Genomic DNA, 21,721 nt, shown 5'->3' with positions numbered 1-21,721 from the left:
ACCTTACAGCCCTTCTCCGCGCGCGATCGCAGCCGCATCGCGCCCGATCAGGGCCGTCAGGCGCGTCAGGCCGGCGCGGCGCGCCTGGGCGGCGAGCCCTGCCTTGATCTCTTTGGCGAGGCCCGGCCCCTTGAACACCATCGCCGAATAGAACTGCACCAGCGTAGCCCCAGCCCGGATCTTGGCGAAGGCGGTCTCGGCCGAATCGACTCCGCCGACGCCGATCAGCGGGAACTGCCCTTCGACGCGCAGGAAGGCCTCGGCCAGGATGCGGGTCGAGGCGGTGAAGAGCGGCTTGCCGGAGAGCCCGCCCGTCTCGGCCTTGCTGGTGCTGCGCAGGGTCAGCGGGCGCGTGACCGTGGTGTTCGAGACGATCAGGCCATCGATGCTGCGCTTGCGTGCGACCGCGATCATGCCGTCGAGCTCTGGCAGGGTCAGGTCCGGCGCGACCTTGACGAGGACCGGCGTGCGCTTGCCGCCGGCTGTCGCCTCGTCCCGCGCGGCGAGTGTGCGCGCCACGAGGTCGTCGAGCGCGCTTTCCGCCTGCAGGTCGCGCAGGCCCGGCGTGTTCGGCGAGGAGACGTTGATCGTCAGGAAATCGGCATGTGGTGCCAGCCGGCGCGCCAGCGTGGCATAGTCGGCGGCACGGTCGGCGGAATCCTTGTTGGCCCCGAGATTGACGCCGACGAGCCCGCCGCGTCCCCGCCGGGCTTCGAGCCGCTTCGCGACGGCCTCCATGCCCTCGCTGTTGAGGCCGTAGCGGTTGATCACGGCCTCGTCCTCGAGCAGCCGGAAGACGCGCGGGCGCGGGTTGCCGGGCTGCGGCAGCGGCGTCACGCCGCCGATCTCGACGAAGCCGAAGCCCAGGCCCAGTGCGCCGTCGACCGCTTCCGCATGCTTGTCGAAGCCGGCGGCGAGGCCGACCGGATTGGGGAAGGAGAGCCCGAAGGCCTCGGTCGCGAGCACGGGGTCGTCGGCACCTGGCCTCAGGGCAGGCGCCGCGGCCAGCGCCGCGACGGTCAGGCGATGGGCCGTCTCCGCATCCATGCGGTGGATCAGCGGCCGGGCGAGGTTGAACAGGCCGCCGATCATGCGAGCGTCTCCGGAATGGCGTGGCTGCCGTCGCGTGTCAGCGGCATGGGAGCGACCCAGCGAACCGCCTTCGGATCGAGCGGGGCGTAGAGATGCGGAAAGAGCGCCCCGCCGCGCGAGGGCTCGTAGCGCAGGGCCGGGCCCAGCCGCTCATCGTCGATGGCGATGAGCAGGAGCCCGTCCTGCCCGACGAAATGCTTCGCTGCGGTCTCGGCGACCTGGGCACCCGTGGAGAAATGGATGTAGCCGTCGGCGAGGTCGACCGGGGCGCCGTCGAAGCGGCCCTTGGCCTCCGCCTCGGACCAGAGCGCGGCAGGGCATATCTTGTATATCAGGGGCACCGGAGGTCTCGCGCGCGCATGTCGGGCACCGGCTTAAACGCTGGCAGGAGGATTCCGCAAGTCGCTGTCGGATTGCGGCAAGATTCGGATTGAAATCTTATCCGATAGGGGATATTTCCTATCTTCAATCCCCGCCGAACGGCAAGAGCGAAGCGAGGCCCTCAGCGATGCTGTCACATGACCAGATCTGGGGGGCGATCGACACGCTGGCCCAGCGTTACGGCTTCACTGCCTCGGGGCTGGCGCGCAAGGCCGGGCTCGACGCCACCACCTTCAACCGCTCCAAGCGCGTCGCCCCCGACGGGCGCGAGCGCTGGCCCTCGACCGAATCGATCTCCAAGATCCTGGCCGCGACCGGCGCCTCCTTCGACGAGTTCATGAGCGTGGTGCTGCGCCGCGATCCCGCGCCTGCCCGGACGATCCCGCTGATCGGTTTCGCCCAGGCGGGCTCGGGCGGCTTCTTCGACGATGGCGGTTTTCCGGTTGGCACGGGCTGGGAGGAGGTCGCCTTTCCCGGGGTCGCCGACGAGAAGGCCTATGCGCTGGAAATCTCCGGTGATTCGATGCTGCCGCTCTACCGCGACGGCGACACCATCATCGTCTCGCCGACCGCGACGGTTCGGCGCGGCGATCGGGTCGTGGTCAAGACGGTGGAGGGCGAGGTGCTGGCCAAGCAGCTCAGGCGCCAGACCGCCAAGACGATCGAGCTCGCCTCGCTCAACCCGGAGCATGCCGACCGCGTGCTGAACCTCGCCGAGATCGCCTTCATGGCGCGGGTGATCTGGGCAAGCCAGTAGGCGGAGATGATCCGTCAGTGCCCGTTGGCGCGCCGGGTCGGCAGCATCACCGCGAAGACCGCGCCGGCATCGGATGGCTCGAGCGTGATCGAGCCGCCATGGAGCCGGACCAGCTCGGCCGCGACCGCAAGGCCGAGGCCGGTCCCGCCGGGTGTCACCGAGCCCCGGAAGGCCTGGAACAGATTGGCCCGCGCCCGCTCCGGCACGCCGGGGCCGTTGTCGATGATGCGCAAAGCCACCGAGCCGTTCTCCGGCCCGCCCGTCACCGTCAGCACCGGCAGGTCGCCGGGCTCCGCCCCGGCCCGCGTCAGCGCCTGGACCGAGTTGCGCATCAGATTCGTCAACACGCGCGCCATCTGGTCGGGATCGCAGGGCGCCGACAGTTCGGGCGGAACCCGGTTCTCGAAGCGTGGCTGCTTGCCGTCGCCGAGGCCGAGCATCTCCGCCTGCTCGGCGACGAGCTGCCGCAACGGGACATCGCGGATCGCAGGCGTGGCCTCGGCCGCGCGGCCATAGGCGAGGGTGGCCTGGCAGAAGTCGATGGCGCGCCCCAACGTCGCGATCAGGCGCGGTGCGAAGCGGCGGATCTTGGCGTCGCGGGTCTCGATCAGCTGGTCGGACATCAACTGCGCCGCCGCCAGCATGTTGCGCAGGTCGTGATTGATCTTCGAGACGGCGAGGCCGAGCTCGGCGAGGTGCTTCTTGGTGCGCAACTCGTCGGCGAGCGTGGCTTCCATGCGGGCGAGCGCGCGTTCCGCCTCGCCGATCTCGTCGGCGCGCAGGGAGGGCTCGATGATCCGCCGCGGGTTCTCGGGATCGGCCTCGAACTCCATGACATTGGCCGCCAGATGCCGGATCGGCCCGATGATCAGCGCATTGAGCGCGATATAGACGGCAAGCGCCGTCAGGCCGGTGATCAGCAGCGAGATCAGCAGCAGGCTCCACGAGAATTTCAGCATCGCCCGGCGCAGCGGCGCCTCGTCGATGACGATCTCGACGAAATCGGCGCCGCCGACGGCTTCGCCGACCACGCGGATCGGCATGGTCGCGGGTGCGACGAGGACGGCGAGCGCCTCCTTGATCGCATTCATCCAGTCGAGGCTGCGCAGGTCGATCGAGCGGGAAACCTCCGGCGGCGGCATCGAGTCGAGGCTGAGCAGCCGGCGTGCGCCGCCGACGCGCGCCGCGATCGCGCGGGCTCCGACGCCCATCAGCAGGCGGTTCTCGCTGCCCTCGGGCAGGCCGTCCTCCGGGGCGCCTTCCAGCACCAGCGCGGCGACCTGGGCGGCGGCGATCCGGTCATGCAGCCAGTTGCGGCGGAAGTTCGCGATGGAGGGCAGATAGATCAGCACCTCCGCCAGCATGACGAAGAGCACGGTGACGAGCAGCAGCTTGGCCGAAAGGCCGAGGCGCGTGAGGCCGCGCGGCTGGCTGACCGACAGGGTTGGCTTGGGCGCATGCATCGTCAGCGATCTTAGCCGAAACGCCTGAGAAAGCCGATCAGGCGGCGCAAGCCCGGCCGCGTGGTCAATGTCGCATGGAACGACAGCGCAGCACGCCGAGAGGCGTCCGCGCGGGCGAAGGCGGGCAGAGGCATGCCGGCGAGCTCGCTGACGCCGAGCCCGGTCCGCATTGCGATGCACCAAGGGGCGATCAATTCCCCCGCATCGTCGCCGACGATGGTGGCGCCGATGATGCGACCCTTGCGGTCGACGACCGCCTTGACGAAACCGTCCGTCTCACCGGCAGCCTGTGCGGCCGCGTTCTCGGAGAACGGCCAGCGCAGCACCCGGATCGCTCCGGCCCTGGCAAGGGCTTCAGCCTCCGTCAGACCGATCGCGGCGATCTGGGGCCGGCTCCAGACGACGCGCGGCTCGCTCGCCGGATCGATCTTCACCTGCTGGCGAAACAGGATGCTGCGCAGCACGAGTCCGACATGGTCGTCGCCGGCCCGGTCGGGCGAGGCGGCCGCTGCGCCGCCTGCGCAGGCCCCCATGGCATGGACGCGGCGATTGCTCGTCCGCAGGCTCCGGTCGACGCTGATACCGGATGCATCGTGACGAATCCCGGCGAGATCGAGGTCGAGGCTGCCGATCGCCGGGCGGCGCTGGCCGCAGACGAGAAGGTGCGAGCCTTCGATCGTGGTTTCGCCCGAGGGCGTCGCGAGGACGAGGCGAAGCCCCGAGCGGCTGCGCTCCACCCGCAGCGGCTCACAGCCTTCAAGGAGATCCAGCCCCTCGCGCAGCAGCCGGCGCCGCAGGATCATTGCAGCTTCGTCGTCGTGACCTGCGAGCAGCCCGTCCGGAGCGACGAGGTTTGCGAGGCAGCCGAGGCGGCGCAGGGCCTGGGCCAGGGCGACGCCCGCGTCGCCGATCACGATCGGCCGTTCGGGCAATCGGGTCAGGCCGGCGAGATCGGCCTCATGGAGAACAGGGACGGAATCGAGCCCCGGCATCGCCGGCGACACAACATGCGCGCCGGTGGCGATCACGAAGCGGCGCGCCTTGATCGGGCGGCCATCGACGGTGACCGTGCTGCGGCTGGTGAAATGGGCCTCGCCCCGGATGACGGTGATGCCCAGCGCAGCCAGGCGCTCGGCTGAATGATTGGCGCGGTCGGCGGACAGGGCACGCTGGATATGGTCGTGGATCTGGGTCGGGTTCGGCTGCGGCTCGGCCGCCGCGAGGCCGAGGCGCGCCGCATCGCGCAGCGCCTGCGCCCGAGCGGCGATTGCGATAAGGGCTTGAGTTGCGAGCGGTCCCCGGTCTCCGCCGATGGCGTTGCGCTCGACCAGAACGACCGGGACGCCGAAAGTCGCCGCGGCGATCGCGAGCGCAATGCCGTTCGCGCCCGCGCCGATGACGCAGATATCGGGTGTCAACGCGGCTGGTTTCGCCGCCTTGGCCGTGCCGTCGCTCACCGGATGTCCCGTTTTGCTCGTTTGTCCAATCGCTGATGCGTTGCCGGGCCGGCGGAATCAAGGCCGCTGCGCAGGCGCTTCGGAAAAAGAACGCTGCTCGCCCGTTCAGGCCACGCTGCGGCTGCCGTTCCTGGCCTTGATGCCGGCGAGCGGCTCGGGGCGGCCGAACAGGAAACCCTGGGCGCGATGGGCGCCGAGGAGCTGGACGGCGATGCGCTGCTGCTCGGTCTCGATACCCTCGACGACGACGTTCATCTGCAGGCGACGCGCGAGTTGGCAGACCGCCTCAATGACAGCCTTGGAGGCCTCGTTGGTGTGGACCTCGCGCGTGAAGCTCTGGTCGATCTTCACCTGCGCGAACGGGTAGGTCGAGAGATAGGCGAGCGAGGAATAGCCGGTTCCGAAATCATCCAGCGCGAAGGTGACGCCCAGGGCCCGCAACTCGTCGAGCACCGAGAGCGCCAGCTTCTCGTCCTCGATCAGCAGCGATTCCGTCACCTCCAGCATCAGGCGACGCGATTCGAGCTGCGAGGCGAGGAGGGCGTCCTTGACCGTCTCGACGATCCGGCGTGGCTCGCGGAACTGCAATGGCGAGACGTTGACGGAGACGCCGATGCCCGGCTCCCAGCTTGCGGCATCGCGGCAGGCCTGGCGGATCGCCCAGTCGCCCATGCCGGCGATCAGGCCGGACTGCTCGGCGATCGGGATGAACACGCCGGGCGGCACCATGCCGCGGGTCGGGTGGCGCCAGCGCATCAGGGCCTCGCGCGACACGACCTTCTGGGTCTTCAGGTCGATGATCGGCTGGTAATAGAGTTCGAGCGTGCCGTCGGTGCAGGCCTTGCGCAGATCGATCTCGATCTCGTGCCGCTCCATCATCTCCTCGGCCATGGCCGGGTTGAAGAACATCACGGTGTTCCGGCCAGCCGATTTCGCCTTGTAGAGCGCGGTATCGGCATGGCGCAGCAGGTCGGCCGGATTGGCGCCGTCGTGTGGCGCCATCGCGATGCCGATACTCGCCGTCACGTAGACGGTCTTGCCGTCGACGTCGAAGGCCCGCGCCATCACGTCGATCATGCGCTGGGCGATGGCGGTGACGACGACATGGTCTGCGGAGGGGAGGATCAGCAGGAACTCGTCGCCGCCGAATCGGGCGAGCTGGTCGTTGCTGCGGATCGCGCTGCGCAGACGGCTCGCGGTCTCCATCAGCACATGGTCGCCCGTATCGTGGCCGAGGCTGTCATTGACCTGCTTGAAGCCGTCCAGGTCGAGATAGAGCAGCGCGAAGGCATCGCCGGTGCGCTCGAGCTTGGCGAAGGCTTCCGCGATCTGCGTGCTGTACTCGAACCGGTTCGCCAGCCCGGTGAGCTCGTCGAAGCGCGCCATCTGCTCGATGCGCGCCTCGGTCGCCTTGCGCTGGGTGGCATCCTCGGTGAGCATCAGGATGCCGCCCTCGGCAGCAGGCGCCAGCGTCACGACCAGTACGAGGCCGCCCCGCGTCACCAGCTCGCGACTGGTCGCCTGCTGGGTCGCCTGCAGCTCCGTCAGTGCCGCGCGGATGTCCCGCAGCTGGTCCTGGCTGATCACCTGCCGTTCGACCAGGAAGCGCGCGATCGCCGTCAAGGGTGTGCCGGGGAGGGCGAGCGTCTCCGGCAGGCCGTAGAGCGTGCTGTGGGGGGCATTGCTGACCGCGAGCTTGAGGCTGCGGTCGAACATCGCGAGCCCGTCGATCATCGTGTTGAGCGCGGCGTCGAGCGTCAGGTTCTGCGAGTGCAGGGCGGAGGCGAGCGCCTTCGACTGCTTGTTGGCGTCGCTGAGCGCGAGCAGGTTGCGATGCAGCGAGTTGGTGATTGCGATATTGGCCGCCACGTAGAGGAAGGCGAAATAGCCGATATAGCGGTAATAGGGATTATGGGCGCCGATCAGCCCGATCGCCATCGGGATGCAGAAGGTCAGGAGCTGCACCGCGACGAATTTCGGCCGGCCGGCGTTGCGCGCGACATAGCCGGAGGCGAGCGCGATGGTCGAGGCGACCGAGGTGATATGCGCGGCGGCATCGTCGGTCTGGACCAGCGCGACATAGCAGCTGTAGCCGAGGACGGCGCTGAACGCCGTGGCGCCCAGGAAATAGTCGCGGTCCCAGCGGCGGGTCTCGACATAGCTGTCCTGCGCATGGTTGCGCCGGCGATAGGCGATCACCGTCATGATGCGCAGGATGACGATCAGCGTCACCAGCACGGTAAGGACCATGAAGATGTCCATGCCGGTGGACACCCAGCACAGGAACGGCGTCAGGATGCCGGCGATGCCGCCGGGGACGATCGAGGCCGGCGACGAGAACAGCGAGCTGACCAGCAGCGTATAGCCGGTCAGGTCGATGGTCTCGCCCTGCTCGCGCTCGCCAGCTGTCATCAGTCGCTTGAGCGCGCCTGCCATCTACTCCTGCCTTTGCCGCCCTCGCGCATCACGACGCGCGAAGCTCGCACGTCGCGCATTGTGCCGAAGGGTTGTACGAGAGCAGAGGTAAATGCTTCGTGTGGTTTTCCGGGGGCCGTTCCCCCGAAAATCTGGCGGGACCTGATACGCGCCTTCGGTCAGACCGGGGCGAGATGGCGCTGATAGACGCGGGCCAGCATCCGGTCCTGCGTCTGCGCGATGCGTTGCAGCTTCGAGATTGCGCTCGGGCTGAGGCGCAGCATGCAATTCGTCCAGATCTCGCCGAGATGGCCGAGTTCTTCGCGCAGGTCGCCATGGCGACGGTTGAAGGCCGAGAACAGCGCGGTCTTGGCGGCGTGGATCGGCAGCGAGTCGGCGCAGTATTTGCGGATCCAGTCCTCGCCCGTGCCGGCCGGGACCACCGCCTCGAGGCCGCCGGCCGCCATGAACTCCTGCGCGCTCATCTCCTCGCCGGAGAGCAGCATCTGCTCGGCGGCGCGCTGGCCCATGCGTCGCGACAGGATCGCCACCGCCGTGATCGGGAAATGGTTGAACTTGATCTCGGGGTAGACGAACGAGGCCTGTTCCTCGGCGATCATGACGTTGCACGAGCGCGGCGCGTCGATGCCGCCACCGATCGCCTTGGCGTGGATCGTCGAGAGCGTCACCACGAGGCCGTTGAGGCCGCCTGAATTCCAGATCGCACCTTCCGCCGAGAGCCGGGCGTATTCCGCCAGCGCGGCGCGGTCGTTCTTGGCCAGGCAGTCCAGGTAGAAATCGAGATCGCCGCCGAGCGTGAAGAACGGCCCCGTGCCGCGGAAGGCGAGGAAGCGCACCGGGGCGCGGTGATACTGGTCGGGCGCGCCCCATAGCGCGACGATCGCGCTCTGAATCTTCACCAGGCTGTCGAGCAGTTGCAGCGTGAAGACCGGCTTCAGCTCCGGCCGGATCGTGACCCAGAGCGTCTTGATGTCCGGCTCATAGGCGATCTCCACCTCCGGCAGGAAGCCTGCCTTGTAGCGGATCGCATCGATGACTTCGCAACTCTCGAGCAGGGTCGGCGCAAGGCTTCCTGCTCTGACCTTCAAGGACTGCAACATGAAGCTACCCCACAAACTCCTTGATGCCCGCAGCGTAAACGAGCTTAACGAAGTGTAAACGAAATCCGGCGGAAATGGTTAATAGCATTAAGCTTTTTTCGATGACGCTGCGTCACGCGATGCGTTCTGAGACGCTCGGACGCCAACCTGGCAAGAGCCGCGCCGCCGTGATGCGAACGATGATTGCGTGGAGAGGCCCGAAGCTGGAAACAAATGAGTCGTGCCGCGGCCTGCGGGAGAAGGATCGTTTCCGGGCGGGAAAATCGCATCGGAGCTGGCTCGCTCCGGCACGATGCTGGCCCGTCATGGGGCAGGGCGGGCGGCGATCGACGGCCTTGTCCACCGGCGGCTGTGGGTCTAACGATACCGCCGCGAATTCGCCGCGTTCCCGCGTTCAAACATCTTTTGCCGAGCTGATGCCGTGACCCGCCAGACAGCCGAGGACGAGAAGCAGGCGCGCCTTGCCGCCGCGCTCCGCGAGAACCTGAAGCGCCGCAAGGCCCAGGCTCGCGCTCGCCGCTCGGACGAAGCGCAAGCGCGTGAGCCGGCCCCGCCCTCTCAGGCCGATTCCTCCCGGACCTGAACTCCCTTATTCTCCCATGCGCCGCCGGCCCTGTGCCCGGCCGGCCGAGCAGGACCCGACGATGGACAAGATCCGCATCACCGGCGGCCAGCGCCTCAATGGCGCCATCCCGATTTCCGGCGCGAAGAACGCCGCCTTGCCGCTGATGATCGCCAGCCTGCTGACGGACGAGACGCTGACGCTGACCAATGTGCCGCGCCTCTCGGACGTGACGGCGCTCTCGCGCATCCTGTCGAACCAGGGCGTCGACCGCACCGTCGCCGGCAAGCGCATCGGCCAGTCCGCGGAGACCGGCCAGACCATCTCGCTGACCGCCCGCCAGATCGTCGACACCTGCGCGCCCTATGAGCTGGTCTCGACCATGCGGGCGAGCTTCTGGGTGATCGCGCCGATCCTGGCCCGGATGGGCGAGGCCAAGGTCTCGCTGCCGGGCGGCTGCGCCATCGGCACGCGCCCGGTCGATCTGCTGCTGATGGCGCTGGAGAAGCTCGGCGCCGAGATCGTCATCGAGAACGGCTATGCGCTGGCGCGCGCGCCGAAGGGTCTGAAGGGCGGCGAGATCGTCTTCCCGAAGGTGACGGTCGGCGGCACCCATACCGCGCTGATGGCCGCGGTGCTCGCCCAGGGCACCACGGTGATCGAGAACGCCGCCTGCGAGCCGGAGGTCACCGACCTCGCCGCCTGCCTCGTCAAGATGGGCGCCAAGATCGAGGGTGTGGGCACCTCGCGCATCGTGGTCACCGGCGTGGCGCGCCTCGGCGGCGCACATCATGCCGTGCTGCCTGATCGCATCGAGGCCGGCACCTATGCGATGGCCGTGGCGATGACCGGCGGAGACGTCGTCCTCGAAGGCGCCCGGCCGGAGCTGCTGCAATCGGCGCTCGATGTGCTGGGTCAGGCCGGGGTGGATATCGACTCGACCAACGAGGGCATCCGCGTGCGCCGCAACGGCCACGGCATCACGGCCGTCGATATCGACACCGATCCCTTCCCGGGGTTCCCGACCGATCTCCAGGCGCAGTTCATGGCGCTGATGACCAAGGCCAAGGGCACCTCGCGCATCCGCGAAACCATCTTCGAAAACCGCTTCATGCATGTGCAGGAGCTCGCCCGCCTCGGCGCGAAGATCCGGCTGGACGGCGATGTCGCCCATGTCGAAGGCGTCGAGAAGCTGACGGGTGCGCCGGTGATGGCGACGGACCTGCGTGCCTCGGTCTCGCTGGTCATCGGCGGTCTCGCCGCCGAGGGCGACACCACGATCAACCGCGTCTACCATCTCGATCGCGGCTTCGAGGCGTTGGAAGCCAAGCTCAGCCGCTGCGGCGCGCTGGTGGAACGGATCAGCAGCTGATTCTCGGCTGTTGATTTTCTCGGGGCGGCTCGTCAGAACAGGATCATGTCAGACGCTGCCGCCGACCCGCTGAAGCTCATTGCGCTCGACGCCGATGATCTCGCGATTGTCTCAGCCCATCTCCAGGATGCGGTGCTGAAGGCGGCCGACCTCGTCTATCTGCCGCGCGAGCAGCGTTTCGCGCTCGCGCTGCGCCGCTTCGACTGGGAAGGCGCCCAGCACGGCCAGCGACGGCGGCGCCTGACGGCGCTGCATTTCGATCGCGTCCAGGCCGTGCGCAGCGCCAAGCTCGACAAGAACGATCCGGACAAGGTCCTGAATCTCCTCGCCGTCACCTTCGATCTCGGCGAGGACCCTGCCGGCGAGGTGACGTTGCATTTCTCGGAAGGGGCGGCGATCCGCCTTTCGGTCGAATGCATCGAGGCCCAGATGAAGGATCTCGGTCCGGTCTGGGAAGCCGTGGCGACGCCCGGTCATCCCGACGGCGCCTGAGCCCTCCAGCCCTTTTCGATCAATACCCAAGGACCCAGCGATGCCGATCAGGCTCGACGACAGGGATGCCGGCTTCGCTGCGGGCTTCGCGGCGCTGCTCTCCGCCAAGCGCGAGGTCTCGGAGGAGGTCGATCGCGTCGCCGCCGACATCATCGCCGACGTCCGTGAGAAGGGCGATGCGGCGCTGATCGGCTATACATCCCGCTTCGACGCGCTCGACCTGACGCCTGAGACGTTGCGCGTCTCCGAGGTCGAGATCGATGCGGCTGTCGCTGCCTGCTCGCCCGAATTGCTGGCGGCGCTGGAGACGGCGCGCGAGCGCATCGAGACCTATCACCGCCGCCAGAAGCCCACGGATTCCTGGGTCGAGGATGCGGCCGGCGTCGGGGCCGGCTGGCGCTGGAGCGCGATCGAGGCGGTCGGGCTTTATGTGCCCGGCGGTACGGCGAGCTACCCGTCGTCGGTGCTGATGAACGCCATTCCGGCGAAGGTCGCCGGCGTGCCGCGCATCGTCATGGTCGCGCCGACGCCGCGGGGCGAAACCAACCCGCTCGTGCTCGCCGCTGCCCGGCTCGCCGGCGTCGACGAGGTCTATCGCATCGGCGGTGCGCAGGCCGTCGCGGCGCTCGCCTATGGCACGGCTGCGATCGCGCCGGTCGCCAAGATTGTCGGTCCCGGCAATGCCTATGTCGCTGCCGCCAAGCGCCGCGTCTTCGGCCAGGTCGGCATCGACATGATCGCCGGCCCCTCCGAAGTGCTGGTGATCGCCGATCGCAGCGCCAATCCCGACTGGATCGCCGCCGACCTGCTGGCGCAGGCCGAGCACGACGTCTCCGCTCAGTCGATCCTGATGACCGACGATGCCGCACTGGCCGCCGAGGTCGAGAAGGCGGTGGCGGCCCAGCTCGCGACGCTGCCGCGGGCGGCGATCGCGGGCAGGAGCTGGCAGGATTTCGGAGCGATCCTGCTCGTCGCCGATCTGGAAGCTGCCGTGCCGCTGGTCGATCGGCTCGCGCCCGAGCATCTCGAGATCATGACGGCCGATCCCGAGCGCCTTGCAGGGCTGATCCGCAATGCCGGCGCGATCTTCCTCGGCGGGCATACGCCGGAGGCGATCGGCGACTATGTCGGCGGTCCCAACCATGTCCTGCCGACGGCGCGTTCGGCCCGCTTCTCGTCCGGGCTCGGCGTCGGCGATTTCATGAAGCGGACCTCGCTGCTGAAATGCGGCCCCGCGGGCCTGCGCGTCCTGGCCTCGGCCGCGACGCAATTGGCTGAGGCAGAGGGCTTGCAGGCGCACGGCCGATCCGTGACGATCAGACTGAATATCTGAGCTCCGTCCGACGGGCGGCGCCATGGCCGGAGGAGCGATGCCCGACGTCTCGATTGCCACCAACCAGCGCCTGGTTGGCCTGACCCTCGATGAGACCTCCCTCGGCCGCGGCACGCCTGATCAGGAGCACGAGCGTGCCGTCGCGATCTACGACCTGATCGAGCGCAACAGCTTCGTCGTTCCCGAGCATGACGGCGGGCCGTATCTCGCCCATCTCGCCATGGTCGAGCGGCGTCTCGTCTTCGAGATCAAGGCGGCGGACGGCGCGCCGGTTGTGACGCATCATCTCTCGCTCAGCCCGTTCAGGCGCATCATCAAGGACTACGAGATGGTCTGCGACAGCTATTATGCGGCGATCCGGACCTCGACGCCGGCGCAGATCGAGGCCATCGACATGGGCCGGCGCGGCCTGCACGACGAGGCAGCCGGCATCCTGGCCGAGCGGCTGGCGAACAAGGTCGAGGTCGATTTCGACACGGCGCGCCGCCTCTTCACGCTGATCTACGCCCTGCACTGGAAGGGCTGACGCGCTTGAAGCCCAATGCATTTTCGAGCGAATTGGCCCCCGGCTCGCCTGTCGAAAATGCGCCGAATGCGCGTGACGTTCCGCGCAAGGTACAAAGCGTGCTGTTCATGTGTGCGATGAATGCCGTGCGCTCGCCCATGGCCGAGGCTCTGGCCAAGCACTTCTTCGGCAAGTCGATCTATGTCCAGTCGGCCGGCGCCCGGAAGGGCGAGATCGATGGCTTCGTGTCGACGGTGCTCGACGAGATCGGCATCGATCTCAGCCGCCACAAGCCGAAATCGATCGAAGAGCTGGAGGAATGGGAGGGGCTCAACTTCGACCTGATCATCACGCTCTCGCCGGAAGCGCACCATAAGGCTCTGGACCTGACGCGGACCCATGCCGCCGAGGTGGAATACTGGCCCACCGTCGATCCCACCATTTTCCAGGGTTCGCGCGAGCAGAAGCTCGACGCCTATCGCGATGTCCGGGACGGCCTGATCAAGCGGATCAAGCAGCGCCTCCAGAGCTGACGGCGCTCACCGCACCAGCACGGCCCCGCCGCAGCGCACGCCGCTGACCCAGCTATCGGCCTGCCCGAGACCGATGCCGAGCGTTCCGAGCACGCCGTTGAGGATCTGGTCGAGCGGCGTCGCCGCGTTGCCGATGACCCCGCTGACCAGCCCGTCGAGCCCCGGCAGACCGAGGCCGAGACCCAGCGCCTCCACCCGCAGCTCGAGATCGCCGACGAGCCGCCCGAGCAAGGTGGCGACGAAATTATGGGTCGAGGTGGTCTTCTTGTCGCCGCGCTGGATCTCCGGATAGCTGAAGCTGACGGCGGTCTCGGAGAGGTTCGTCATCGTCACATGGGCGCGGCCGGTGACCTTGGCGAGCCCTGCGGCGTTGACGAGCGTCGCGGCGGGCGGGTTCGGCGCCCTGCTGAAATTGTTGAATTCCGCCATCGAGACCTGCCCGATCCAGGCGTCGACCACGGCGGGCGTGACGCCGAGCGTGACGCGCGAGGTCGAGACGTCGCCCGGCGTGCACTGGATGCCGGTGATCCGGGCCGTCGCGGCGGCGAGTTCGAGATAAAGCGGCAGCCGGACCAACGAGGCCGCGCCCGAGCCGACGAGATCGACCGTCAGCAGGAGCCGTGTCTGCGCCGTGTGGACGCTGGAGCCGGCGCGCCCGACCCGCACCAGGCTGGTGCCCACCGGCCGCTCGCCGATGCCGAGCTTCAGCGATACCGCAGCAACCCCGGGCAGGTTCAGGTTGAGCCCGACATCGATCTGGCGGTTGCCGTTGGCGATCTGCGCGACCGCCGAGACGATATCCAGCGCCGCGAGCGAGGCCGCGAGCGGCTTCGGTCCGGAGAGCGGCTTGTCGCCGGCCGGGCCGAAGGAGATCAGCGAAGCGAGGTTGACCGGCAGGTTGCTCGCCGATGCGGTCGCGATCCGGCCCAGTGCCGCGGTGGCGGTGCCGCTGCGCGTGTCGTGATCGCGGGAGGCGTCGACGATGGCCGCCAGCACGTCGCCGAGGCGGACATCGGCCTTGAGCACGTCATCATAGGTCGCCGCGGTCAGGTTGAGACGGGTGGCGAGCCGCTTCGAGAAGTCGAACAGGTCCACCCGCCCCTTGATCAGCGCGTCGTAGTCCATGACGGAGAGCGAGACGCTGCCCCCGAGCAGGCTACCCAGCAGACTGTTGAGCAGGCCGCCATCGAGCTTGAGCAGGCGCGAGCCGACGGCGAACGAGGCCTGGGCATCCTGGAACGCGATGGCGCTGGAACCGATTGGCACGTCCCCGCCGCTGAGGCTCGCCACGGGCTGCGTGCCTCCCGCCGGGTTTGGGGCCGCGCCCGGCGTCGGCGAGGTCGCGGTTGACGAGGACAGGACCCGGCCGAGCAGCAGCGGCGTGGTGGTCCGCATGTCGATCCTGACGGCGTTGACGCTGGCGGCCGCGCTCGGGACGAAGCGTGCCTCGACCGCCAGCTTCGGGTCGGGCGTGTATATGCCGGTCTGCAGTGTCTGGATCGCGTTGCCGGAAAAGCCGTTCTGCATCGTGCTGGCCCGGGCCGCGGCCTGGGCGCGCGGCAGGTCGCTCGCCGCTGCGAGAACGGCAAGATCGTTGGCCGTCTGCAGCTTGCGCTTCTCGTAGTAGAAATTGCCGACATCGACGGCCATCGCACCGAAGCCGAACAGGACTGCCGCAGAGACCGCGAAAAGGATGGCGGCACCGCCCCTCTGATTCCCGGCGAAGTTCACGAGCCTGAGCATGGATGGCCCCCTTTGGCCTTGAGCCCTCGAAAAAGCGTTCAGTATCCGCCGCGCTGGACGATAGCCCGACGCTCAATCACGGGTTGTGGAAGCGAAACCAGCCGACTGAGGTCGTCATAGATCGAGCCGCTCATGTCGTAGGCGACGGAGACCTCGAAGCTCTGCATCTGCGGGCCGGTCTGGCCGGTTCGGACCCGAAGCTTCGCCGGATCGATGAAGGCGTAGGCGCCGGCATGAGCCGTGATGAAATCGCGCGCGATCTGGGAGCGCTCGGTGTCGCTGAGGCCCGATACGGACGAGCGTGCCGCTTCGGCTGCGATCTGCTGGATGCTGTGGTAGATGCCGAAGACGTAGCCATACCCCATGATGCCGACGAGGAGCAGCAGCAGGATCGGAGCGATGAAGGCGAACTCGATCGCGGTCGTCGCGTGCTGGTTTCGCAAGAGGCGGGACAGTGCGGGAAGCATGGCCGTTCCTCGATCAGTCAATACAACTAAAAGTTGTAAATCTCTCCTGTTGACGAAAAGTAAATGCGGGCCGGGGCGGATGATCTCCGTTCATCGCGCGTGAATCGCTTAAGTAAAATTTTACGCGAGTGGATTTGGTTCGCCGATACGCCGCCGTCGCTCCGAGTGATTCACTGCCAATGCCTTCGACATCTCCTGCGGAACCTGCGGCTGGCGCGGAACGATTGTCGCTTGGCGGCGGTCTTCTCGTCGCTCTCGTCTGTCTGCTGGTCAGCGTCGGAGCCCTTGCGAGCCTGCCGCGGGCGACCGACGGCAGCGCGCCGGTCGCGATCGTCTTCCCGCCCTGGACGGATGGCGTGGAAGCCGTGGCGCGGAGCTTCGCATCCGGTCATCGCGTCCTGCGCAGCGGCCGCTTCACGGCGATCGTCGTGGTCGCCCCGACGCTGAGCGGGCAGGCGCCGGCCTTGCCCAAAGGCGCATGGTTCTCCCTCGTCCTGGCCGGCCTTGCCGGGTGCCTCGACACCCCCGGCCGAACGGAAACATCGTCATGATCTGGACCTTGTCAGCAGTGCGCCACAGGGTCACACAGGCCCTGCTCGCGCTCGGGCTGCTGCATGTGCCGCTGCTCGCGCTGGGCTTCTGGGCCAACGGCGCGTCAGGTGCGATCCCGGTCGCGATGGCGGCGCTGGCTGCCGTTACGGCTGTGCTGGTCTATCGCCTGGCCGGCCCGGCGATCGTGACGCAATTGATCATTGCTGTCGTACTGATCGGGCAGGTCTCGATCCTGGTGTTCAGCTTTGCCGGCCATCCCTGGCAGCCGGACATCCACATGTATTATTTCGCGATCCTGGCGCTGCTGACCGGCTTCTGCGACTGGCGCCCGATCCTGATGGGCGCGACATTGACGGCCGCGCACCATCTCGTGCTGCAATACGCCCTGCCGGCCGCCGTGTTCTATCAGGGCGGCAGCCTGCTGCGCGTGCTGCTCCATGCGGTGATCGTCATCATCGAGACGGCGTTCCTCGCGATCTTCGCCGTGGTCCTGCAGCGCATGTTCGCCGTGAACGAGCAGAACCTGGCGCGGGCGCAGGAAGTGGCCGAGCGTGAGCGCATCGCCGGCGAGAAGGAGCGCAATCTTGCCGAAGAGCTCGGGCGACGTGCCGAGATGCTGCGCGATGTCGTCGTGGATTTTCGTTCGCAGATGGAGCAGGCGATGGCCGTGCTCGATCACTCGGCGGCAGCGATGAACACCGAGGCCGGCGCGCTGACCGAAACCTCCGACCATGTCCGGCGCCAGACCACGATGGTCTCCGATTCCGCCGCCGGCACCATGGACAGTATCGACCATCTTTCCGCTGCCAGCGCCGAGCTTGTTGCCTCGATCGGCGAGATTGGCCGCAACGCCAGCCAATCGGCCGATGGTTCGAAGATGGCCGCAGGGCTCGCCCGTCGTGCCAGCGCCGAGATCGAGCACCTCGCCCAGAGCAGCGAGAATGTCGGCGCCGTCGTCGAGATCATCCGTGGCATCGCCGCCCAGACCAGCATGCTCGCGCTCAACGCCACGATCGAGGCGGCCCGTGCCGGCGAGATGGGCCGCGGTTTCGCCGTCGTCGCCAGCGAGGTCAAGACGCTCTCGGCCCAGACCGCCAGGGCCACCGATGAGGTCTCTCACCAGATCGGCACGATGCAGCAGGCTTCGCAGCGCTCGCTCAAGGCGATCCGCGACATTGTCGAGGCGATCGGCGAGGTCGAGAGCGTTGCCAACGCGATCGCGCTCTCCGTCGACGAGCAGAGCCGCGCCACGGCTGAGATCGCGCATCAGGTCCGCTTGTCTTTCGAGGGCGCGCAGCGCAGCGCCGATGTCGCCGGCGGCTTCGAGGTCATGACCCGCCAGACCCATGGCGCTGCCCAGCAATTGCAGGATGCCGCCAGCGCGCTCGCCCGGCAGGCGCAGGAAATCCGCCAGGACGTGGCGAGCTTCTGCGGCCGGGTCGCGGCCGCCTGACAGCTACCAGGGGCGGCCGGGACCGACAGGTCCGATGCCGAGGAAGGCACTGAGGCTCGCCGCGATATCGGCGAAGCTGCCGCGGCGCCCGAGCGGCTCAGTGCCGATGCCGGGGCCGAAGGCCAGGATCGGCACGTGCTCGCGCGTATGGTCGGTGCCGGGCCAGCTCGGATCGTTGCCGTGGTCGGCGGTGATGACGGCGATGTCGCCTAGCCGCAGGGTCGCCTCGATATGCGGCAGGCGGCGGTCGAAGGCTTCGAGCGCCGCCGCATAGCCGGGAATATCGCGCCGGTGGCCGAACTCGGTGTCGAAATCGACGAGATTGACGAAGCAGAAGCCGCCATCCGGCAGGCCGTCCCAGGCCTCCAGCGCCGCATCGAGCATCGCCGCATTGCCGAAGGGCTTGATCTCGGTGCCCGTGGCGCGATGGGCGAAGATGTCGCCGATCTTGCCGACGGTGACGACCGTCCGTCCCTGAGCCGCCAGCCGGTCGAGGATCGTCTCGTCCGGCGGCGGGATGGCGAAGTCCTTGCGGTTGCCGGTGCGGGTGAAGCCTTCCTCCGGCGATCCCACGAAGGGGCGGGCGATGACGCGGCCGATCCGCAGCGGGTCTACGAGACCGCGCGTGACCTTGCAGAGGGCATAGAGCCGGTCCAGCCCGAAATGCTCTTCATGCGCCGCGATCTGCAGCACGGAATCGACCGATGTGTAGCAGATCGGCTTGCCGGTCTGGATATGCTCCGCCCCGAGCTCCTCGATGATCGCGGTGCCCGAGGCATGCTTGTTGCCGAGGATGCCGGGCAGGGCGCCTTGCTGGACGATGCCGGCGACGAGCTCCGACGGGAAGGAATGCTCCAGATCGGTGAAATAGCCCCACTGGAACGGCACCGGGCAGCCGGCGATCTCCCAATGACCGGACGGCGTATCCTTGCCCTGGCTGATTTCGACGCCATAGCCCCAGCGCCCTTCGGGGCTGGCCGGCTTCGCGACGCCCGCCAGCGGCCGGCCAGTCGACGCCACGCAGGCATGGGCGAGCCCGAGCCGCACGAGGTTCGGCAGCTTGAGCGGCCCGCTGCGCAGCCCCTCGCGATCGCCGCGCCCATCCGTGCAGGCCTCGGCGATATGGCCGAGTGTGTCGGAGCCGGCATCGCCATAGGCCGCCGCATCGGCCGCCCCACCGCAGCCGACCGAATCCAGCACGATCAGGAGCGCGCGGGCCATGTTCAGTCCCTCACCGCGGCAGCATTGGCCGTGTCGAGATTGAGCGCGGCGGCCAGCAGCGCCTGCGTATAGGTCTCGCGCGGCGAAGCGAAGATTTCTTCCGCCGGGCCTTCCTCGACCACCTTGCCGTTCTGCATCACGACCACTCGATGCGACAGCGCTCTCACGACCTTGAGGTCATGGCTGATGAAGAGATAGCCCAGCTTGCGTTTGCTTTGCAGCCCGCGCAGCAACTCGACGATCTGCGCCTGCACGGACATGTCGAGCGCCGAGGTCGGCTCGTCCAGCACCACGAATTTCGGATCGAGTGCCATCGCCCGCGCGATCGCGATGCGCTGGCGCTGTCCGCCGGAGAACTCGTGCGGGTAGCGGTCCATCGCTGTGGGATCCAAGCCCACATCGGCGAGCGCCTGCGCCACGACCTCGCGACGCTGCGGGTAGGTCAGGTTCGGCTGCTGGATGGCGAGTCCTTCCGCCACGATCTCGGCCACCGACATGCGCGGCGAGAGCGAGCCATAGGGGTCCTGGAAGACGACCTGCAAATCCTTGCGCTTCGGCCGGACCTGCTTGCTGGAGAGCCCGTCGATCCGGTCGCCGAGGAAGACGATCGGTCCTTCCGAGGAGATCAGCCTGAGGATGGCGAGGCCGAGCGTGGTCTTGCCCGAGCCGGATTCGCCGACGACGCCCAGCGTCTCGCCCTCGCGGACCTTCACCGAGATGCCGTCGACCGCTTTCACATGGCTCGTCGTACGGCGCAGCAGCCCGGACTTGACCGGGAACCAGACTTTGACCGGCCCGGCCTCCAGCAGCGTCGCGGCATCTGCCGGAACCGGGGCAGGGCGGCCCTTCGGCTCGGCCGCGAGCAGGCGCTTGGTGTAATCGTGCTGCGGATTGCCGAAGATTTCGGCTACCGGCCCGTGCTCGACGATCTTGCCCTTCAGCATGACGCAGACCCGGTCTGCGATGCGCCGGACGATGCCGAGATCATGGGTGATGAACAGCATCGCCATGCCGAGCCGGCCCTGCAATTCCTTGAGCAGCTTCAGGATCTGCGCCTGCACGGTGACATCGAGCGCGGTCGTCGGCTCGTCGGCGACCAGCAGCTCCGGCTCATTGGCGAGCGCCATGGCGATCATCACGCGCTGGCGCTGGCCGCCGGAGAGCTGGTGCGGGTAGGCGTCGAGCCGGCTCTTCGCGTCACGGATGCCGACGAGGTCGAGCAGCTCCAGCGTGCGGGCGCGCGCCTTCTCGCCACGCAGGCCCTTGTGCAGTTCGAGGATCTCGCCGATCTGCCGCTCGATCGGGTGGAGCGGGTTGAGCGAGGTCATCGGCTCCTGGAACACCATGGTGATGTCGTTGCCGCGCACTTGGCGCATCGCGTCCTCGTCGGCCGCGATCAGGTCCTGCCCGTTGAACAGGATTTTGCCGGAGGGATGGTGCGCCGCCGGATAGTTCAGGAGCTTCAGGATCGAGAGCGCCGAGACCGACTTGCCGGAGCCGGATTCGCCGACCAGCGCCAGCGTCTCGCCCTTGGCGACCTGGAAGGAGACATGGTCGACCGCGAGCGTCTCTCGCCCGCCCTGGCGGAAGGCGACGGAGAGGTCTTCGACGGAGAGCAGCGGCGCGGTCATGCGAAGGTCTTCCGCGGGTCGAAGGCATCGCGCACGGCTTCGCCGATGAAGATCAGCAGCGACAGCATCAAGGCGATCACGATGAAGCCGGAGAGGCCGAGCCAGGGAGCCTGGAGATTGGCCTTGCCCTGCGCCAGCAATTCGCCCAGCGACGGCGAGCCCGGCGGGAGGCCGAAGCCGAGGAAGTCGAGCGAGGTCAGCGTGGTGATCGAGCCGTTCAGGATGAAGGGCAGGAAGGTGAGCGTTGCCACCATGGCGTTGGGCAGCAGATGCCGGATCATGATGGTGCGGTCGGAGAGGCCGAGCGCGCGGGCTGCCCGGACATATTCGAAATTGCGGGCCCGCAGGAACTCGGCGCGGACAACGCCGACCAGCGCCACCCAGGAGAACAGCAGGAGGATGCCGAGCAGCACGAAGAAGCCGGGCGTGATGATCGCCGCGACGATGATCAGCAAATAAAGCGCCGGAATCGAGGTCCAGATCTCGATCAGGCGCTGGAAGATCAGGTCGGTCCAGCCGCCGAAATAGCCCTGGATGGCGCCAGCCGTGATCCCGATCACCGAGGAGAAGGCGCAGAGGATCAGCCCGAACAGCACGGAGATGCGGAAGCCGTAGATCAGGCGCGCGACCACGTCGCGACCCTGGTCGTCGGTGCCGAGCCAGTTCCATTCGAGATCGCGGCAGGTCGATCCGCCCGTACGTTCCGCGATCGGCTTGCACTGCTCGTCCTTGAGCAGCCAGGTCGGCGGCGCGGGCGCGGGCACCGGCAGGTCGAGATTATGGGTGCGATAGGAGTAGCGGATCGGCGGCCAGATCGCGAAGCCGTTGGCGGCGATTTCCTTGGCGATGACCGGATCGCGATAATCGGTGGTCGCGAGGAAGCCACCGAATTTCTCTTCCGGATAGTTCACCGCGACCGGGAACAGCCATTCGTCCTTGTAGCGCACGATGAGTGGCCGGTCGTTGGCGATGAACTCGGCGAAGAGCGTCAGCACGAACAGCGCGAGGAAGAGCCAGAGCGACCACCAGCCGCGCTTGTTGGCCTTGAAGTTGTTGAGCCTGCGCCGGTTAATCGGCGAGAGCTTGAGCCAGCCCTGCTTGGCCTCGGCCGGTGCGAGGGGCGTGTCGCTGCGCAGGGCCGGCGGCGGGATGTCGATCAGCGTGTCCATGC

General features: G+C 67.7%; 20 protein-coding genes. 9 read left to right on the top strand and 11 right to left on the bottom strand.

The features are described 5' to 3' along the window. Nucleotides 1-3: 3 nt before the first annotated feature. A complete protein-coding gene (locus tag ASE61_RS05350) occupies nt 4-1,092 on the bottom strand; it encodes a quinone-dependent dihydroorotate dehydrogenase (protein WP_061965280.1) in 1,089 nt (362 codons plus the stop codon). Then, nucleotides 1,089-1,433 carry a DUF952 domain-containing protein gene (locus ASE61_RS05345; RefSeq protein ID WP_061965278.1) on the bottom strand — a complete coding sequence of 115 codons (345 nt, stop codon included), beginning with the start codon at nt 1,431-1,433 and terminating at the stop codon, nt 1,089-1,091. Before ASE61_RS05345 ends, ASE61_RS05350 begins: the two co-directional genes overlap by 4 nt. A 167-nt stretch (nt 1,434-1,600) precedes the next feature. Here ASE61_RS05345 and ASE61_RS05340 point away from each other — a divergent pair, with 167 nt between their 5' ends. Further along, complete coding sequence (locus tag ASE61_RS05340) at nt 1,601-2,230, top strand: helix-turn-helix transcriptional regulator (RefSeq protein WP_061965276.1); 630 nt, start codon at nt 1,601-1,603, stop codon at nt 2,228-2,230. Nucleotides 2,231-2,244: 14 nt separating this feature from the next. Here the strand turns inward: ASE61_RS05340 and ASE61_RS05335 are convergent, their stop codons facing one another. The 4 genes from ASE61_RS05335 to ASE61_RS05320 form a co-directional block, all read right to left on the bottom strand. Then, nucleotides 2,245-3,693, bottom strand: a complete 1,449-nt coding sequence (locus tag ASE61_RS05335) for a sensor histidine kinase (RefSeq protein WP_061965274.1) — start codon at nt 3,691-3,693, stop codon at nt 2,245-2,247. 11 nt (nt 3,694-3,704) lie between these two features. Continuing rightward, complete coding sequence (locus tag ASE61_RS05330; RefSeq protein WP_061965272.1) at nt 3,705-5,150, bottom strand: FAD-dependent oxidoreductase; 1,446 nt, start codon at nt 5,148-5,150, stop codon at nt 3,705-3,707. Between the two features lie 105 nt (nt 5,151-5,255). Next, complete coding sequence (locus ASE61_RS05325) at nt 5,256-7,586, bottom strand: putative bifunctional diguanylate cyclase/phosphodiesterase (RefSeq protein WP_061965270.1); 2,331 nt, start codon at nt 7,584-7,586, stop codon at nt 5,256-5,258. Nucleotides 7,587-7,744: 158 nt separating this feature from the next. Beyond that, nucleotides 7,745-8,686, bottom strand: coding sequence for an enoyl-CoA hydratase-related protein (locus ASE61_RS05320; protein WP_061965268.1), 942 nt, complete (start codon nt 8,684-8,686; stop codon nt 7,745-7,747). Between the two features lie 421 nt (nt 8,687-9,107). Between ASE61_RS05320 and ASE61_RS26870 the strand changes: the two genes are divergently transcribed. The 6 genes from ASE61_RS26870 to ASE61_RS05295 all read left to right on the top strand — a co-directional run bounded on the left by ASE61_RS26870 (nt 9,108) and on the right by ASE61_RS05295 (nt 13,483). Next, on the top strand, nt 9,108-9,269 hold the full coding sequence (locus tag ASE61_RS26870; RefSeq protein ID WP_170843316.1) for a hypothetical protein: 162 nt from the start codon (nt 9,108-9,110) through the stop codon (nt 9,267-9,269). Between the two features lie 61 nt (nt 9,270-9,330). After that, nucleotides 9,331-10,620: a UDP-N-acetylglucosamine 1-carboxyvinyltransferase gene (gene murA, locus ASE61_RS05315; protein ID WP_061965651.1), complete on the top strand. Its 1,290-nt coding sequence runs from the start codon at nt 9,331-9,333 to the stop codon at nt 10,618-10,620. A gap of 45 nt (nt 10,621-10,665) precedes the next feature. After that, nucleotides 10,666-11,112 carry a DUF2948 family protein gene (locus ASE61_RS05310; RefSeq protein WP_061965266.1) on the top strand — a complete coding sequence of 149 codons (447 nt, stop codon included), beginning with the start codon at nt 10,666-10,668 and terminating at the stop codon, nt 11,110-11,112. A 40-nt stretch (nt 11,113-11,152) separates the two neighbouring features. Then, nucleotides 11,153-12,445: a histidinol dehydrogenase gene (hisD, locus tag ASE61_RS05305; protein WP_061965264.1), complete on the top strand. Its 1,293-nt coding sequence runs from the start codon at nt 11,153-11,155 to the stop codon at nt 12,443-12,445. Between the two features lie 37 nt (nt 12,446-12,482). After that, nucleotides 12,483-12,971, top strand: a complete 489-nt coding sequence (locus ASE61_RS05300) for a UPF0262 family protein (RefSeq protein ID WP_061965262.1) — start codon at nt 12,483-12,485, stop codon at nt 12,969-12,971. A gap of 107 nt (nt 12,972-13,078) precedes the next feature. Further along, nucleotides 13,079-13,483: a low molecular weight phosphatase family protein gene (locus tag ASE61_RS05295; RefSeq protein ID WP_082617235.1), complete on the top strand. Its 405-nt coding sequence runs from the start codon at nt 13,079-13,081 to the stop codon at nt 13,481-13,483. A gap of 6 nt (nt 13,484-13,489) precedes the next feature. Here the strand turns inward: ASE61_RS05295 and ASE61_RS05290 are convergent, their stop codons facing one another. Next, nucleotides 13,490-15,226 (bottom strand): pilus assembly protein TadG-related protein, encoded by a 1,737-nt coding sequence (locus ASE61_RS05290; RefSeq protein WP_061965260.1) that lies wholly within the window; start codon nt 15,224-15,226, stop codon nt 13,490-13,492. 38 nt (nt 15,227-15,264) lie between these two features. Then, nucleotides 15,265-15,693 carry a TadE/TadG family type IV pilus assembly protein gene (locus tag ASE61_RS05285; RefSeq protein ID WP_061965258.1) on the bottom strand — a complete coding sequence of 143 codons (429 nt, stop codon included), beginning with the start codon at nt 15,691-15,693 and terminating at the stop codon, nt 15,265-15,267. Nucleotides 15,694-15,872: 179 nt separating this feature from the next. On the opposite strand from ASE61_RS05285, the gene ASE61_RS05280 reads away from it, so the two are divergent. Together ASE61_RS05280 and ASE61_RS05275 are read left to right on the top strand one after the other, a co-directional pair. Further along, on the top strand, nt 15,873-16,244 hold the full coding sequence (locus tag ASE61_RS05280) for a hypothetical protein (protein WP_156406983.1): 372 nt from the start codon (nt 15,873-15,875) through the stop codon (nt 16,242-16,244). Next, nucleotides 16,241-17,698 (top strand): methyl-accepting chemotaxis protein, encoded by a 1,458-nt coding sequence (locus ASE61_RS05275; protein ID WP_061965254.1) that lies wholly within the window; start codon nt 16,241-16,243, stop codon nt 17,696-17,698. The genes ASE61_RS05280 and ASE61_RS05275 overlap by 4 nt, the downstream gene beginning before the upstream one ends. A gap of 3 nt (nt 17,699-17,701) precedes the next feature. On the opposite strand, the gene ASE61_RS05270 is transcribed toward ASE61_RS05275, so the two are convergent. Genes ASE61_RS05270 through ASE61_RS05260 form a run of 3 tightly spaced genes read right to left on the bottom strand, consistent with a single transcriptional unit; the run spans nt 17,702 to nt 21,719 of the window. Then, the gene (locus ASE61_RS05270; protein WP_061965253.1) at nt 17,702-18,919 is read right to left on the bottom strand and encodes a phosphopentomutase; all 1,218 of its coding nucleotides are present in this window, start codon (nt 18,917-18,919) and stop codon (nt 17,702-17,704) included. A 2-nt stretch (nt 18,920-18,921) separates the two neighbouring features. Further along, nucleotides 18,922-20,550, bottom strand: coding sequence for an ABC transporter ATP-binding protein (locus ASE61_RS05265; protein WP_061965251.1), 1,629 nt, complete (start codon nt 20,548-20,550; stop codon nt 18,922-18,924). After that, nucleotides 20,547-21,719 carry an ABC transporter permease gene (locus ASE61_RS05260; protein WP_082617117.1) on the bottom strand — a complete coding sequence of 391 codons (1,173 nt, stop codon included), beginning with the start codon at nt 21,717-21,719 and terminating at the stop codon, nt 20,547-20,549. The genes ASE61_RS05265 and ASE61_RS05260 overlap by 4 nt, the downstream gene beginning before the upstream one ends. Nucleotides 21,720-21,721: the final 2 nt, after the last annotated feature.

The organism is Allobosea sp. Root670, assembly GCF_001429415.1.
GTDB classification, from domain to species: domain Bacteria; phylum Pseudomonadota; class Alphaproteobacteria; order Rhizobiales; family Beijerinckiaceae; genus Allobosea; species Allobosea robiniae.
This window is presented reverse-complemented; position numbering and strand designations above follow the sequence as displayed.